Genomic DNA, 15,857 nt, shown 5'->3' on the forward strand with positions numbered 1-15,857 from the left:
CGGGATCAGCGTCCCAGACGGCCCCGCACCATACCCACGAGGGTGTTCAGTTCGGTGATCCGCATGCGCCGGGCGGCGACGAAGAAGACCCCGAGGAGCACCGCACCGCCGAGCAGGAGCGCGACCAGCGAACCGAGGGCGCCCTCGCCGAGCAGCTTCAGCAGGCCGAAACCGACGGCGCCCGCGACGACCGCGGCCGGCAGCGAGGCCATGCAGAGACGGGCGTAGGTGCGCAGCACGTGGGCGCCGTCGAGATCCCCGCCGAGGCGCTTGCTGAGCCGGCGCCAGGCGATGCCGACGCCCACGGCGTAGGCGAGGCCGTAGGAGGCGGCCATGCCGACCACGGCCCACTGGGCGGGCAGCACGACGTAGCAGAGGGCGGAGGCCGCCGCGTTGACGGCGGCGACGATGACCGTGTTGTAGAAGGGGGTGCGGGTGTCCTCGTAGGCGTAGAAGCCGCGGAGGACCACGTACTGCACCGAGTAGGGGATCAGGCCGAGGCCGAAGGCCATCAGGATGAAGCCCATCCCCTGGGCGGCCTCGATGCCGCTGGAGGCGTACAGCAGGGTGCACATCGGGACGCCGAGGGCCAGGAAGGCGAAGGAGACCGGGACGATGGCGACGGCGGAGTTGCGCAGGCCCTGGGAGATGTCGTCGCGGACCGCGCCCGGGTCGTCGTCGCTGGCCGCGCGGGAGATCCGGGGCAGCAGGGCGGCCATGACGGAGACCGTGATGATGGCCTGAGGCATGCCCCAGATCAGCTGCGCGTTGGAGTAGGCCAGGAAGCCGGCGCCGTTCTTGCCCGACTCCTCGCCGGCGGCGGTGGCGAGCTGGGTGACGACCAGGACGCCCGCCTGGTTGGCGAGGACGAACAGGACGGTCCATTTGGCGAGCTTGACGGTCTTTCCGAGGCCGTGGCCCTTCCAGTCGAACCGGGGCCGGAAGCGGAAGCCCGTCTCGCGCAGGTACGGGATCATCGCCAGCGCCTGGACCACGAGGCCGAGCAGGGTGCCGATGCCGAGGAGGCGGATGCCCTCGTCGGGGATGGTCTGGACGCCCATGTGGGACTCGGCGGAGGTGCCGTAGACCCAGATGAACAGGCCGAAGGTGACGATCATGACGATGTTGTTGAGGACCGGGGTCCACATCATCGCGCCGAACTTGCCGCGGGCGTTGAGGATCTGGCCCATCACCACGTGCACGCCCATGAAGAAGATGGTGGGCAGGCAGTAGCGGGCGAAGGTCACCGCGACGCTGTTGGCCGCGGCGTCGTCGGCGATCGTGTTCGACATCAGCCGGATCAGCACCGGCGCCGCGAAGACGGCGGCGACGACGATGAGGCCGAGCGCCACCATGACGAGGGTGAGCAGGCGGTTGGCGTAGGCCTCGCCGCCGTCCTCGTCGTTCTTCATCGAGCGGACCAGCTGCGGCACGAAGACCGAGTTGAGGCCACCGCCGACGGTGAGGATGTAGATCATCGTCGGCAGGGTGTACGCGATGGTGAAGGTGTCACCGAGCAGCGCGGCGCCGAGGGCGCCGGTGATGACCAGGGAGCGCACGAAGCCGGTGAGCCGGGAGACCAGGGTGCCCGCGGCCATCACCGCGCTCGACTTCAGCAGCCCGGAGGCGCGGCCGGTCTTCTTCGGCGCGGGGGCGGGCAGCGGGTCGGGCTCCGCGGCGGGGGCGGGCACCTGGCCCTGGCCCTGCTGGTCCCGGTAGAGGTGGGCGAAGGCGTCCTGCTCGGGCCGTTCCTCCTCGCTCGCCCGGGTCACCAGGTCGTCGACGCCGGTGAACTGGACCGTGCGGGCGTCGTCGCCGTACGGGAGGTGGCGGGAGGGGCCGTCGGGCTCGGGCGCCGGGGTGTGCGCCCACACCCGGGGATCCGGGGCGTGCTGGGGCGTGGCCGGCTGCTGGTAGAGCGGCTGCGGCTCCTCGTACGTGCCCGGCGGGGGCGGCGGGTGCGCGGCGCGGTCGTAGAGCGCCTCGCCCACCGGGTCCTGCGCGGACAGGTCCTGCGCCCGGTAGGGGTCGTGGGCGTAGGCGTCCTGGACGTAGGGGTCCTGGGCGTACGCGTTTCCGGGGTGCGCGGACGGGTCCTGCGGCGGGGCGCCGTAGGGGCCCTGCGCGTACGGGGTCTGCGGGTGAGGACCCTGCGGGTACGTCGGCTGGGGACCCTGCGGGTACGGGGTCTGGGGCGGGTAGGGGGTCTGGGCCCCGTACCCGTGCCGAAGCTCCTGGGGCGGGTGCGCCGGGGCCGGCTGCCCGTCCGGCGCGGCGGGTGCCGGAGGCGTACCGCCGGACGGCGCGGCGCCGCCCGCGTCCTGGCCGCGGTCAGCGTCGTACGGCGCGTTCATGGTTACCCCACCTCATCGTCCCCGGCCGACCGGCCACGACATCGCTCAACGGTCCACTTTCTCACCCGGGCCCGACGGGTCGCCGCTTTCGGAGCCGGTGTCCGCGTCCAGGTCACTCGGGTGCTCGGCTCGGTCCGCGGTCGCGGACCCGGGCGCTCCGTCCACGGGTCCCGCCGTCGCGTCGACGGGTCCGGCCCCGGTCTCCTGCGCGGTCCCGGGCTCCGGTCCGGTCTCCGGCTCCGTGCGGTTCTCGGCGGCGCGGGCGGCCAGGCGCTTGCGCTGGCTGTACATCCGGACGCCGGCGAGGACGAGGAGCAGGACACCGCCGGCGATGACCAGCATCACCGTCGGGGTCATCTCGGAGACCTTCACGGAGAAGGTCATCGGGGTGCCGTAGGGCGTGCCGTCCACGGTGTAGAGCTGGGCGGTCATCGAGACCTGGCCGTTGGCGTTGGCCGAGGCGGGGAACTTCACCGACTGGCTGTGCCCGGCGCGCACCGTGATGGGCAGGTCCGCCGAGGTCCCGCCGTCGACCTTCAGGCGGGTCCCGTTGCTGGAGGTCAGCCGCAGGACCAGCCCCTCCACGTCCTGGAGCAGCTTGTTCTGCACCGTGACGGGGATGGTCGCGCTGCGTCCCGAGAGGGTCAGGGCGGACTTGTCGACGAGGACGACGCTCTTGGTGAGGCGCTGGAGGACGTCCTGGACGTCGACGCGGTAGATCGCGGCGGCGCCCGCCCGGCCGCGCCAGGAGGTGGACATCTCGCGGTTGATCGCGCTCCCGACGGGCGGAACCACCCGGGTCGCGTCGGTGAGGATGACCTGGAAGTCGTCCAGCTCGTCGCGGGTGCTCTTCATGTCCCGGAAGGCCTGCACCGGAAGCTCGCCGTCGCGGAGCTTCTTCGGGTACTTCGAGGCGGCCGGCACCCGGGTGGAGGCGTCCGGATCGGGCTTGACGGCCGCGGCGGCTACCAGGTCGATCGGCTGGGTCCAGCGGCGGGCGCCGAGGCCCCGCACGGCGGCCGCCATCGCCTGGGCCTGGGCCACGCTCGGCTGCCGCTGCGGGGCCACCACGACGCTGCGCTGGTCCTGCGGCTGCTCCAGGGTGATCGCGAGGGTCTGGGCCAGGAACTCCTGGACGGCGAGCGTCGACGTCTCGGCCCGGACCATGTCGCCCTGGAAGGCGGTCGACAGCCCTGCGTCGCTCACCACCGCCGTCGTGCCCCCGCCGACCGGACGGGCCGCGGTGGGCGTGTACGCGAGGCCGCCGTCCCGGATGCTGTCGCTGCGGGCGATCACCTTGCGGGCCCCGGCCGAGGTCGCGACCGCCATGATCGAGGGGTCGACGGCGCCCTCGACGGGCCAGGCGAAGTCGGTGGCCGGCCGGACGTGGAGGACCGTCTCGACGGTCGACCCGGCCAGCGCGGTCGCCGACTGGAGGTGCTCCAGCGAGCCGGGGACGGCCTTGCCGCGGTGGGCGACGGAGGCGAGGTCGGGGTCGGCGAAGGGCAGCGCGACCACCTTGCGGCCCTGCACCGCCTTCTCCAGCATGCCGAGCCAGCGCTGCGCCAGCTCCTTGTTCTCCTTCAGACCGGCGGTGTGTCCGGTGCCGTCCTTGACGCGGTAGCTGTTGGCCATGGCGTCGACGGAGGCCAGCAGGTCCGGATCGATCACCCAGGTGACCGGGAGGCCCTGGCCCAGGGTGACCATCTCGTCGAGCCGGCCGCCGGGGCGGAGCTCCTCGGCCAGCTCGTCGTCCTGGAAGACGGGGCTCTGCTGCTCGTCCGAGGCGGTGTCGGCCGACACGTGCGCCGAGGAGATCAGCGGCCAGAGATAGGTGAGCTGGGTCCGCTTGGAGGTCGGCTCGGGCTGGTACGGCAGGAAGGTCCGCTCGATGCCGAGGACGCGGTCGTACTGCTGCTGGGAGGTCTGCCCGGTGAGGGAGACGCCCAGCTGGTAGACGCCGCCCTCGTCGTCGAGGCCCAGCTTGGCGACGGGCACGGAGAACCGGAAGTCGCGGGAGACGCCGGCCTCGAGCCGCGGGATGTCGATCTCGGGAACGGTGTCCAGCGGCTGCGGGTCGCTGTCGGAGCGGAAGCCCTTGCGTCCGGCGACCTGGTCGATCTCGCTGCGGCTGTCCATCCGCGGGCCGACCCGCAGGTTCACCGTCGCGTCGGTGATGACCCGCTTGCCGCGGTTGGTCAGCGTCCCGGTGACCGTGACGGTGTCCCCTTCGACGGGGGCGCTCGGGGTGAGCGTGTCGATCGACACATCGACCGTCCGCGAGACCGGGTTCTCCTCCGCGGCCTGGGCCAGCGTCGCGGAGGGGGTCTGGAGCAGGCCGGCGAGGAGTGGTGCCCCGACGGCGACGGTGAGGGTGCGCCGCAGCCATCGGCGGGCAGGTGAGGGGCCGGTTCCCTGGAAAGCTGCCGCCTCAGCCACGCGTTCGCCCGTCCTCGTCGTTGTCGGTGGTGCCCGTGATGCCAGTGGTTCCCGGTTGCTGTGTCCAGGCATGGTAACGAGGCACGGCCGGGCCGAGTGCCGGGGACTCCTCCAGCCGATGGCACGGGAGGAGACCGTTTTCACAGGAACCCCACAGACGTCTTCCGCGCGGGTGACGGGAGAGCCGGAAAAACGGGGACGTCGGGGTGGAGCCGGGCACGTACCCTTTTCTGTTGTGCCGAACGCCAACGAAGAAACCTCGACCGAACTGAGCCAGGTGCAGCGCCGCGCCGTCAGCGAACTGCTGCGCGTGGCCCCTGTCGCCGACGACCTCGCCCGCCGCTTCCAGGAGGCCGGATTCCGCCTCGCCCTGGTCGGCGGCTCGGTACGGGACGCCCTCCTCGGCCGGCTCGGCAACGACCTGGACTTCACCACGGACGCCCGCCCCGAGGACGTCCTGAAGATCGTCCGTCCCTGGGCCGACGCCGTCTGGGAGGTCGGGATCGCCTTCGGGACCGTCGGTTCCCAGAAGGACGGCTACCAGATCGAGGTCACGACGTACCGCTCCGAGGCGTACGACCGCACCTCCCGCAAGCCCGAGGTCTCCTACGGCGACTCCATCGAGCAGGACCTCGTCCGGCGTGACTTCACCGTCAACGCGATGGCCGTGGCCCTCCCCGAGAAGGAGTTCATCGACCCGCACGGCGGCCTGGAGGACCTCGCGGCCCGTGTGCTGCGCACCCCCGGCACGCCCGAGGAGTCCTTCTCCGACGATCCCCTGCGCATGATGAGGGCGGCCCGCTTCGCCGCCCAGCTCGACTTCGAGGTCGCCCCCGAGGTCGTGACGGCGATGACGGAGATGGCGGACCGGCTCGAGATCGTCTCCGCGGAGCGCGTCCGGGACGAGCTGAACAAGCTGCTCCTCTCCGCCCACCCCCGGAAGGGCCTCGGCCTGCTCGTCGAGACCGGCCTCGCCGCTCACGTCCTCCCCGAGCTGCCCGCGCTGCGGCTGGAGAGTGACGAGCACCACCGGCACAAGGACGTCTACGAGCACTCCCTGACCGTCCTCGACCAGGCGATCGATCTGGAGGAGGACGGCCCGGACCTGGTGCTGCGCCTCGCCGCGCTGCTCCACGACATCGGCAAGCCGCGGACCCGCCGCTTCGAGAAGGACGGCAGGGTCTCCTTCCACCACCACGAGGTGGTCGGCGCCAAGATGACCAAGAAGCGCATGACCGCGCTGAAGTACTCCAACGAGATGATCAAGGACGTCTCCCGGCTCGTGGAGCTGCACCTGCGCTTCCACGGCTACGGGACGGGCGAGTGGACCGACTCGGCCGTGCGCCGCTACGTCCGGGACGCCGGGCCGCTCCTCTCCCGGCTCCACAAGCTGACCCGCTCGGACTGCACCACGCGCAACAAGCGCAAGGCGTCCGCGCTCTCCCGCGCCTACGACGGCCTGGAGGACCGCATCGCCCAGCTCCAGGAGCAGGAGGAGCTGGACTCGATCCGTCCCGACCTCGACGGCAACCAGATCCAGGAGATCCTGGAGATCAAGCCGGGTCCCGCCGTCGGGCAGGCGTACAAGTTCCTGCTGGAGCTGCGCCTGGAGAACGGTCCGATGGAGTACGAGCAGGCCGTGGCCGCGCTCAAGGAGTGGTGGGCCGCGCGCGACTGACGCCGCCCCCGTGTTTCACGTGAAACGACGCAGAGCGACACGGCGTGTGTTTCACGTGAAACATCACCCCGCATCCTCGCCCTTCCCCTCTCCGTCCCTCCCGCCTCGGTCCCGCAGCATCAGGGCGATGGCCGCGTACCCCAGCGCCACCAGCGCGATCAGCAGCGGGGAGCGGCCGTCGGGCGGCAGCATCAGGGCGGCGACCCCGGCCGCCGTGACGAAGGCGACGTTGAACAGCACGTCGTAGAGGGAGAAGACCCGGCCCCGGTAGGCGTCGTCCACGTGCGTCTGCACCACGGTGTCGGTCGCGATCTTCGCGCCCTGGGTGGTGAGGCCCAGGACGAAGGCGGCGACGAGGAAGGGCGCGGGGGCGAAGGGCAGGGCGAGCGCCGGGACGAGGACGGCGGCCGCGGCCGAGCACAGGATCATCCAGCCGAAGGGGCCGAACCGCCCCACCGCCCACGGCGAGAGGACGGCGGCGGCGAAGAACCCGGCGCCCGAGGCGGCGACGGCGATCCCCAGGAGCCCCAGTCCCTCGGACTCGGTGCTGCTCCAGGCGTACCGGCAGAGCATGAGCACGGTCACGAGCAGGGCCCCGTAGCAGAAGCGCATCAGGCCGACGGCGACGAGCGCGCGGGCGGCCGGCCGGCGTGCGGCGAGGTGGCGCAGTCCGTCGGCGAGACCGCGGGCGGTGGAGGCGAGCGCCGTGGAGAGCCGGGACGGCACCTGGCCGGGGTCGGGGCCGAGCAGCGCACGGGCGATCCTCAGCGAGGCGAGCGCGGCGCAGAGGTAGAGGGCGGCACCGAAGACGACCACGGCCGCGTCGGAGCCGTCGGCGAGCAGCCGGACACCGAAGGCGAGTCCGCCGCCGACGGTGGCGGCGAGGGTTCCTGCGGTGGGAGAGAGCGAATTGGCCACGACGAGCCGTTCCTCGTCGACGACCCGGGGCAGGGCGGCGGAGAGCCCCGCGAGGACGAAGCGGTTGACGGCCGTGACGGAGAGGGCGGAGGCGTAGAAGAGCCAGTCCGGGACGGAGGCGAGGATCAGCACGGCGGTTCCGCCGGCGAGCAGGGCGCGCAGCAGGTTCCCGTAGAGGAAGACCTGGCGGCGCTGCCAGCGGTCCAGGAGGACGCCCGCGAAGGGGCCGACGAGGGAGTACGGGAGCAGCAGCACGGCCATGGCGGAGGCGATGGCCGCGGGGGAGGTCTGTTTCTCGGGGGAGAAGACGACGTACGTGGCCAGGGCCACCTGGTAGACCCCGTCGGCGCACTGGGAGAGCAGCCGGACGGCGAGCAGGCGCCGGAAGTCGCGCAGGCGCAGCAGTACGCGCAGATCACGTACGACGGACATGGCAGCAAGACTCACATACGGCGAGGGTCCCCGGGCAGTGCCGCGGGGACCCTCGTCAGGTGAAACGCATCGGACCCGGGAAGGTCAGCGCTCGACCTCGCCCTTGATGAACTTCTCGACGTTGGCCAGGGCCTCGTCGTCGAAGTACTGCACCGGCGGGGACTTCATGAAGTACGAGGACGCGGAGAGGATCGGGCCACCGATGCCCCGGTCCTTGGCGATCTTCGCGGCGCGCAGGGCGTCGATGATGACACCGGCCGAGTTCGGGGAGTCCCAGACCTCGAGCTTGTACTCCAGGTTCAGCGGGACGTCGCCGAAGGCGCGGCCCTCGAGGCGGACGTACGCCCACTTGCGGTCGTCCAGCCAGGCCACGTAGTCCGACGGGCCGATGTGGACGTTCTTCTCGCCCAGCTCGCGGTCCGGGATCTGCGAGGTGACGGCCTGCGTCTTGGAGATCTTCTTGGACTCCAGGCGGTCGCGCTCCAGCATGTTCTTGAAGTCCATGTTGCCGCCGACGTTGAGCTGCATCGTGCGCTCAAGGCGGACACCGCGGTCCTCGAACAGCTTCGCCATCACGCGGTGCGTGATGGTCGCGCCGACCTGCGACTTGATGTCGTCGCCGACGATCGGGACACCGGCCTCGGTGAACTTGTCGGCCCACTCCTTGGTGCCGGCGATGAAGACCGGGAGGGCGTTGACGAAGGCGACCTTGGCGTCGATGGCGCACTGGGCGTAGAACTTCGCCGCGTCCTCGGAACCGACGGGCAGGTAGCAGACGAGGACGTCGACCTGGCGGTCCTTCAGGATCTGGACGACGTCGACCGGCTCCTCGGCGGACTCCTCGATGGTCAGGCGGTAGTACTTGCCGAGACCGTCGAGCGTGTGACCGCGCTGGACCGTGACGCCCGTGTTCGGGACGTCGCAGATCTTGATGGTGTTGTTCTCGCTGGCGCCGATGGCGTCGGAGAGGTCGAGGCCGACCTTCTTCGCGTCGACGTCGAAGGCGGCGACGAACTCGACGTCACCGACGTGGTAGTCGCCGAACTGGACGTGCATCAGGCCGGGCACCTTGGACGCCGGGTCGGCGTCCTTGTAGTACTCGACGCCCTGCACCAGCGAGGCGGCGCAGTTGCCCACGCCGACGATGGCTACGCGAACCGAACCCATTCCGGTTGCTCCCTGTGTGATCGTGGAAGCCCTGCTGTGCGCAGGGTTTCACTTGGTGGTGTCGTCGGACGGATCCGGCCGGGTACTGCCCCCGTGCCGGGGCAGGCCGCCCGTTTCTCCAGAATCGTTGTCGTGCGGAGCGTCGGTGTCGGGCCGCTGGTCGCGGCCCGCCCGCTCGCTCTCGATGAGCTCGTTCAGCCAGCGCACTTCGCGCTCCACGGACTCCATTCCGTGGCGCTGGAGCTCAAGCGTGTAGTCGTCGAGTCGTTCGCGCGTCCGGGCCAGCGAGGCGCGCATCTTCTCCAGGCGCTCCTCCAGCCGGCTGCGGCGGCCTTCGAGGACCCGCATCCGCACGTCGCGCTCGGTCTGGCCGAAGAACGCGAAGCGGGCGGCGAAGTGCTCGTCCTCCCAGGCATCGGGGCCGGTGTGGGAGAGGAGCTCCTCGAAGTGCTCCTTACCTTCCGGCGTCAACCGATAGACGATCTTGGCCCGGCGTCCTGCGAGTGACGAGGCGAGGGCCTCCTCGGGGGCGCTGCCCGGTTCCTCGATCAACCAGCCGCTGGCGACCAGCGTCTTGAGGCAGGGGTAGAGCGTCCCGTAGCTGAAGGCGCGGAAGATGCCGAGCGAGGTGTTGAGGCGCTTGCGCAGCTCGTAGCCGTGCATGGGGGCCTCGCGCAGCAGGCCGAGGACGGCGAACTCGAGAATGCCTGAGCGCCTGCTCATCCGTCGCCTCCTCCGTCCCGCGTTCCGCTCTCGGACATCTTTATGCCGCGCTGATGTATCGACTCGATACATCAGCACGATAGAACGGCCCGAGAGGTCCGACAAGCGGAGGTGCCGTGACCGGCGTCACATCGTCAATTCACAGCGTGCGACTTGCCTGATTTGGGGTGAACTCCGGCGCAAGAGGGGTTTTGGCCGTGCGTAGTCTGTGCGGCATGCACACCACCGGGAACCAGGAGCAGCGCTGGGGCGTCAGTGCAGCGGGTGACCGGCTGCGGTACGAAAGGGGCCTCCGATGGGCTCCGGTCGTACGCATTTCGGGGGGACCGGAACTCAACTGCCGCTTCCAGGCGCACACGCCTGCCCGAGGAGTAGTCGTTCGATGAGCGAGCATCGTCGCAGGATGCCGTCGCAGGAGCCGCCGACGGGCGGCCGCGCGGCGGCACGACGCGCCGCCCAGCAGCCGACGGGCCGCAGGTCGGCCCCGGCCCATGACACCGCCACGGGGACGCCTCCGTACGGTTCGCCGTCCTCGTACGGGTCCTCGGACCCGTACGGGGCGTCCGGCGGCGGGTACGGGGCCCCCTCCTCCCACGGGGAGGAGGCACGTCCGTACGGAGGACGCGCGGAGGCCCGGCGGGCCGCCCAGCGCGGCGGACGCCGGCGCGGGCCCGCGGCCGGCCCCGGCGGACCGAACGGTCCCGGCGGCGGTGGCCGCCGGGGCGGAGGAGGCGGCGGCGGTGGCGGCCGCGGCCAGGGCCCGGGCGGTCGTCCTCCGGGCAAGAAGCGGCTGATCGACTACCCGCGCCACGGCAAGGACGGCTGGCGTCGCTGGATGCCGTCCTGGAAGCTCGTGACGGGTGCGTTCCTGTTCTTCTGCGCGCTCCTCATGGGTGCGTCGGTCGTCGCGTACTCGCAGGTCGTCGTCCCCAAGGTGGACGCGACCGCGACCTCGCAGAACAACATCTACTACTGGGCCGACGGCAGCCGCATGGTCGCCACCGGCGCCGGGCAGAACCGCCAGATCGTCGGCATCGACCAGATTCCGAAGGTCATGCAGGAGGCCGTGATCTCGGCCGAGAACAAGACCTTCCGGGACGACTGGGGCGTCGACCCCATGGGCATCGGCCGCGCCGTGTGGAACATGGCGAAGGGCGGCGAGACCCAGGGCGGCTCGACCATCACCCAGCAGTACGTGAAGAACGGTCTGCTCGCCGACCAGTCGCAGACCCTCTCCCGGAAGGTGAAGGAACTCTTCATCTCCATCAAGGTCGGCAACGAGGTCGAGAAGCCCCAGATCCTGGCCGGCTACCTCAACACCGCCTACTACGGCCGTGGTGCCTACGGCATCCAGGCCGCCGCCCGCGCGTACTTCGACAAGGACGCCAAGTCCCTCAACGCCTCCGAGTCGGCGGTGCTCGCCTCCGTCCTCAAGGGCGCCACCTACTTCGACCCGGCCGGCTACCCCGAGGTCGACCCCAACGCCACCCCCGAGAAGAACCTCCAGCGGCTCACCATCCGCTGGGGCTGGATCCTCGACGAGATGGTCAAGGACAACAAGATCTCGGCGGAGGAGCGGGCGAAGTACAAGACCCTCCCGAAGATCAAGAAGCCGAAGACGGACGCCCAGCTCGGCGGCCAGATCGGTTACCTGGTCGCCACCGCGAAGGCCAACTTCCGCAGCAAGTACGACATCAGCGAAGAGGCCCTGAACCTCGGCGGGTACGAGATCCACACCACCTTCGACAAGAAGAAGGTGCAGGCGATGTCGGACTCGGTGAAGAAGATCTACGACGAGTACATCGACGAGAAGAAGCGTCCGGAGGACGACACCCACGTCGAGTTCGGCGGCGCCTCCGTCGACGTCAAGAGCGGCGCCATCGTCGCGATCTACGGCGGCCAGGACGCGACCAAGCACTACACCAACAACGCCGACACCACCGGCGCCCAGGTCGGCTCGACCTTCAAGCCCTTCGTGCTCGCCGCCGCCATGAAGGACGGCATTCGCGATCCCGAGGGCCCCGCCACGCAGGACGCCTCCACGCGCACCCTGGTCGACCCCGACAAGAGCCGTTACAACGGCAAGGACAACCTCAAGATCCGTACCTACGACGGCGAGATCTGGCACAACGAGAAGGGAGAGGAGTGGCTGCAGGACAACGAGGGCGACACCAGCTACGGGCAGATCAACCTGCGCAAGGCCATGGTCGTCTCCGCCAACTCCCCCTTCGTGCAGCTCGGCATGGACGTCGGCATCGACAAGGTGCGTGAGGCGGCCGTCTCCGCCGGTCTGCGCCCCGACTCCCTGGTGAAGGGCGAGATCCCGTCCTTCTCCCTCGGCATCTCCAGCCCGAGCGCGATCCGGATGGCCGGCGCCTACTCGACCTTCGCCAACAACGGCGAGCGCAACGAGCCCTTCTCGGTGACCAAGGTGCTCAAGGGCGGCCAGGTCATCTACAAGCACGAGGGCAAGGCCGTGCAGGCCTTCTCCTCGGCCATCTCCTCCAACGTCACCGACGTGCTCCGCAGCGTCGTCGAGGACAAGGGCGGCACCGGACGGAACGCCGCCATCCCCGGCCGTGACGTGGCCGGCAAGACCGGTACCACCGACCAGAACAAGTCGGCCTGGTTCGTCGGCTACACCCCGCAGCTCTCGACGGCGATCGACATGTACCGCTTCGACGACGACGAGACCAAGGAGGGCCGCGAGTTCCTGGAGATGTACGGCACGGGCGGCCAGAAGTCGATCCACGGCTCGTCCTTCCCGTCGCGCATCTGGAACGACTACATGACGGACGCCGTCGCCGACCTGCCCGTCGAGAAGTTCCCGAAGCCGGAGAAGCTGGCGGACGCCGAGGCGGTCTACGGCGGTGGCGCCACGCCCACCCCGACGGCCACCCCGACCCCGACCGAGACGGCGACGCCGACCGAGACGGCCACCACCGCCCCGACGACGACTCCCCCGGCGACGCCCACCGACGGCGGTCGTCCGACCACCAAGGAGCCGAAGCCGGGCAAGACCACCTGTTCCATCTGGGACAGCTGGAACTGCGAGGACAACGGCGGCGGCAGCGGCGGGACCACCGAACCGACCCCCACCGGACCGACGGGCACGACGACACCCACGGGTCCGACGACGCAGCCGGGCGGCCCCGGCAGCGGCGGCAACGGGAACAACGGCGGCAGCGGCGGCGAGCCGAGCGAAGGCTCCACCGAGGGCGGCAGCCTCTTCGACTGAGGTGGCCGGGGCTCCGCCCGCGAGGGCGGGGCCCCGGCAGCGCGAGGGCCGTCGCGGCCGCTCCGTACAGCACGTACGGAGCGGACCGCGGCGGCCCTTGGTGTTTCACGTGAAACACGGAACGCGAAGGGCCGCGCACCGGATTCGCGCCCCGGTCGCGGCCGGATTCCCAGGGGCGTACGGCAGGATGTCCCCCATGCCGAGCCTGAAGAAGACGAGCGGACCCCTGGAGGGGCCCGCGGCGCCGGACGGAGCGCGCGAGGGCGAGCCCCCGACGGTCGCCCCCACCCGGCGCGACGAGGTGGCCGCCGCGGGCAGCGAACTCATCGGTGGCCGCTACGGGCGCCGCGCGCTGCCCGGCAGCGGGCCCGTGGGCGGGCAGTTCACCCCGGTGCGGATCATCGCCCTCGTGGCCATCGGCATGTTCGCCCTCGGCATGGTGCAGAAGCTGCCCTGCTACAACTGGGCCTGGTTCCGCGGCACCACCTCGCAGTACACCCACGCCTGCTACTCGGACATCCCGCACCTGTTCGCGGGGCGCGGTTTCTCCGAGGGCCTGGTGCCCTACTTCGACCGGCTCGCCGGCGACATACCGTTCCTGGAGTACCCCGTCCTGACGGGGCTCTTCATGGAGGTCGCGGCCTGGATGACGCCCGGCGGCGAGCTCCAGGCCCGCGAGCAGGCCTACTGGCTCGTCAACTCGGGCCTGCTGATGGTCTGCGCGGCCGTCCTCGCCGTCTGCGTGGCCCGCACGCACCGCAGGCGCCCCTGGGACGGCCTCCTCGTCGCCCTGGCGCCCGCCGTGGCCCTCACCGCCACCATCAACTGGGACCTGCTCGCCGTGGCCCTCACCGCCGCGGCGATCCTCATGTGGGCCCGCTCCCGGCCGCTCGCCGCCGGCATCCTGCTCGGCCTCGCCGTCGCCGCGAAGTTCTACCCGCTGCTGCTCCTGTGGCCGCTGCTGCTGCTCTGCGTCCGGGCCGGCCGGCTGCGGGCCTTCGGCACCGCGCTGCTCGGCGCGGTGGGCTCCTGGCTCGTGGTGAACCTGCCGGTGATGCTCCTCGCGCCCGAGGGGTGGAAGCAGTTCTACCTCTTCAGCCGCGACCGGAACGTGGACTTCGGCTCGGTCTGGCTGCTGGTCAGCCAGCGCGCCGGCCAGACCATCCCGCCCGAGCGCGCCAACCTGTACGCCCTGCTGCTCCTGGCGCTTGCCGCGGGCGGACTCGCCTGGCTGGCCCTCGCGGCACCCCGCCGGCCGCGGCTGGCCCAGCTGGCGTTCCTGATGGTCGCGGCGTTCGTCCTCACCAACAAGGTCTACTCGCCGCAGTACGTGCTCTGGCTGGTGCCGCTCGCCGCGCTCGCCCGGCCGCGCTGGCGCGACTTCCTCGTCTGGCAGTCCTGCGAGGTCCTGTACTACCTCGGCATCTGGATGTACCTCGCCTTCACCGGCAGCGGCAGCAAGCAGGGGCTGCCGCTGGACGGCTACCACTTCGCGATCGTGCTGCACCTGCTGGGCACGCTGTACCTGTGCGCCGTGGTCGTACGGGACGTCCTGGCGCCCGAGAAGGACCCGGTCCGGCGCGACGGCTCCGACGACCCCTCGGGCGGCGTCCTGGACACCGCCCCGGACGTCTTCGTCGTGGGCCGGGCCGCCCATCCGGCCCGGCACGCCGCCCCGGCTCCCGACACGGACGGCCAGGAGCCCCTGGTGACATGGGGAACCCCCGGGGCCGAGGGCTCCCGGGGGTGATCCGAGGACGGTGACGTACGGCCGCCCCGGGCGGAGCGCCGAGCCGTGCTCAGCGCTCCACGAGGCGGTCGTACTGCGTCGTGGTGTGGCGCAGGTGCGCCACCAGCTCGTCGCCGACCTGGGGCTCCTGCGCGTCGGCCGGCACGAAGAGGATCGAGACCTGCATGTGCGGCGGCTCGGCGAACCAGCGCTGCTTGCCCGCCCACACGAACGGCGACAGGTTCCGGTTCACCGTGGCAAGACCGGCCCGGGCCACGCCCTTGGCGCGCGGCATCACGCCGTGCATCGCCTTCGGGGCCTCCAGGCCCACGCCGTGCGAGGTGCCGCCGGCGACGACGACCAGCCAGCCGTCCGAGGCGGCCTTCTGCTGGCGGTAGCCGAAGCGGTCGCCCTTGGCGACCCGGGTGACGTCCAGGACCGAGCCGCGGTACTCCGTGGCCTCGTGGTCGCCCAGCCAGAGCCGGGTGCCGATCCGGGCCCGGAAGCGGGTCTGCGGGAACTGCTGCTGGAGCCGCGCCTGCTCCTCGGCCCGCAGGTGGCTCACGAACATGGTGTGCAGCGGCAGCCGGGCGGCGCGCAGCCGGTCCATCCAGGCGATGACCTCCTCGACGGCGTCCGTGCCGTCCGGGCGGTCGAGCGGCAGGTGCAGGGCGAAGCCCTCCAGGCGCACGTCCTCGATCGCGGCGGCGAGCAGCCCGAGCTCCTCCTCGCGGACGCCGTGCCGCTTCATCGAGGACATGACCTCGATGACGACCCGGGCGCCGACCAGGGCGTGCACGCCGTCCACCGAGGAGACGGAGCGGATCACGCGGTCGGGCAGCGGCACCGGCTCCTCGCCGCGCCGGAACGGCGTCAGCACGAGCAGGTCCCCGCCGAACCAGTCCTTGATCTTCGCCGCTTCGTACGTGGTCCCCACCGCGAGCATGTCGGCGCCGAAGCGGGCCGCCTCCTCGGCGAGCCGCTCGTGCCCGAAGCCGTAGCCGTTGCCCTTGCAGACCGGGATCAGGCCGGGGAACTGGTCGATCACGGTCTTCTGGTGCGCCCGCCAGCGAGCGGTGTCGACGTAGAGGGAGAGCGCCATGGCCGGCCCGGAACCTTTCTGATGGCTGCGGTGGGGAGTCGGAGATGTGTACGAAACCCACGGGACTACGAGGGTAC

General features: G+C 71.1%; 9 protein-coding genes. 3 read left to right on the forward strand and 6 right to left on the reverse strand.

The window, feature by feature from the left end:
• Nucleotides 1-5: 5 nt before the first annotated feature.
• Entirely contained in the window at nt 6-2,354 is a 2,349-nt protein-coding gene (murJ, locus tag IE287_RS27465; protein WP_189851894.1) for a murein biosynthesis integral membrane protein MurJ, read from the reverse strand.
• Nucleotides 2,355-2,399: 45 nt separating this feature from the next.
• Nucleotides 2,400-4,793: a DUF6049 family protein gene (locus IE287_RS27470; RefSeq protein ID WP_189851895.1), complete on the reverse strand. Its 2,394-nt coding sequence runs from the start codon at nt 4,791-4,793 to the stop codon at nt 2,400-2,402.
• 235 nt (nt 4,794-5,028) lie between these two features.
• Between IE287_RS27470 and IE287_RS27475 the strand changes: the two genes are divergently transcribed.
• Entirely contained in the window at nt 5,029-6,471 is a 1,443-nt protein-coding gene (locus IE287_RS27475) for a CCA tRNA nucleotidyltransferase (RefSeq protein ID WP_189851896.1), read from the forward strand.
• Nucleotides 6,472-6,534: 63 nt separating this feature from the next.
• On the opposite strand, the gene IE287_RS27480 is transcribed toward IE287_RS27475, so the two are convergent.
• The 3 genes from IE287_RS27480 to IE287_RS27490 all read right to left on the reverse strand — a co-directional run bounded on the left by IE287_RS27480 (nt 6,535) and on the right by IE287_RS27490 (nt 9,711).
• The gene (locus tag IE287_RS27480; protein WP_189851897.1) at nt 6,535-7,821 is read right to left on the reverse strand and encodes an MFS transporter; all 1,287 of its coding nucleotides are present in this window, start codon (nt 7,819-7,821) and stop codon (nt 6,535-6,537) included.
• Between the two features lie 84 nt (nt 7,822-7,905).
• Nucleotides 7,906-8,988 (reverse strand): inositol-3-phosphate synthase, encoded by a 1,083-nt coding sequence (locus IE287_RS27485; RefSeq protein ID WP_189851898.1) that lies wholly within the window; start codon nt 8,986-8,988, stop codon nt 7,906-7,908.
• A 48-nt stretch (nt 8,989-9,036) separates the two neighbouring features.
• Entirely contained in the window at nt 9,037-9,711 is a 675-nt protein-coding gene (locus IE287_RS27490; RefSeq protein ID WP_189851899.1) for a PadR family transcriptional regulator, read from the reverse strand.
• 382 nt (nt 9,712-10,093) lie between these two features.
• Between IE287_RS27490 and IE287_RS27495 the strand changes: the two genes are divergently transcribed.
• Both IE287_RS27495 and IE287_RS27500 read left to right on the forward strand, forming a co-directional pair.
• A complete protein-coding gene (locus IE287_RS27495) occupies nt 10,094-12,949 on the forward strand; it encodes a transglycosylase domain-containing protein (RefSeq protein ID WP_189851900.1) in 2,856 nt (951 codons plus the stop codon).
• Nucleotides 12,950-13,145: 196 nt separating this feature from the next.
• A complete protein-coding gene (locus IE287_RS27500; protein WP_229883780.1) occupies nt 13,146-14,699 on the forward strand; it encodes a glycosyltransferase family 87 protein in 1,554 nt (517 codons plus the stop codon).
• Nucleotides 14,700-14,748: 49 nt separating this feature from the next.
• On the opposite strand, the gene IE287_RS27505 is transcribed toward IE287_RS27500, so the two are convergent.
• Entirely contained in the window at nt 14,749-15,780 is a 1,032-nt protein-coding gene (locus IE287_RS27505) for an alanine racemase (RefSeq protein WP_189851902.1), read from the reverse strand.
• Between the last annotated feature and the right edge of the window lie 77 nt (nt 15,781-15,857).

The organism is Streptomyces omiyaensis, assembly GCF_014650895.1.
Lineage (GTDB): Bacteria > Actinomycetota > Actinomycetes > Streptomycetales > Streptomycetaceae > Streptomyces > Streptomyces omiyaensis.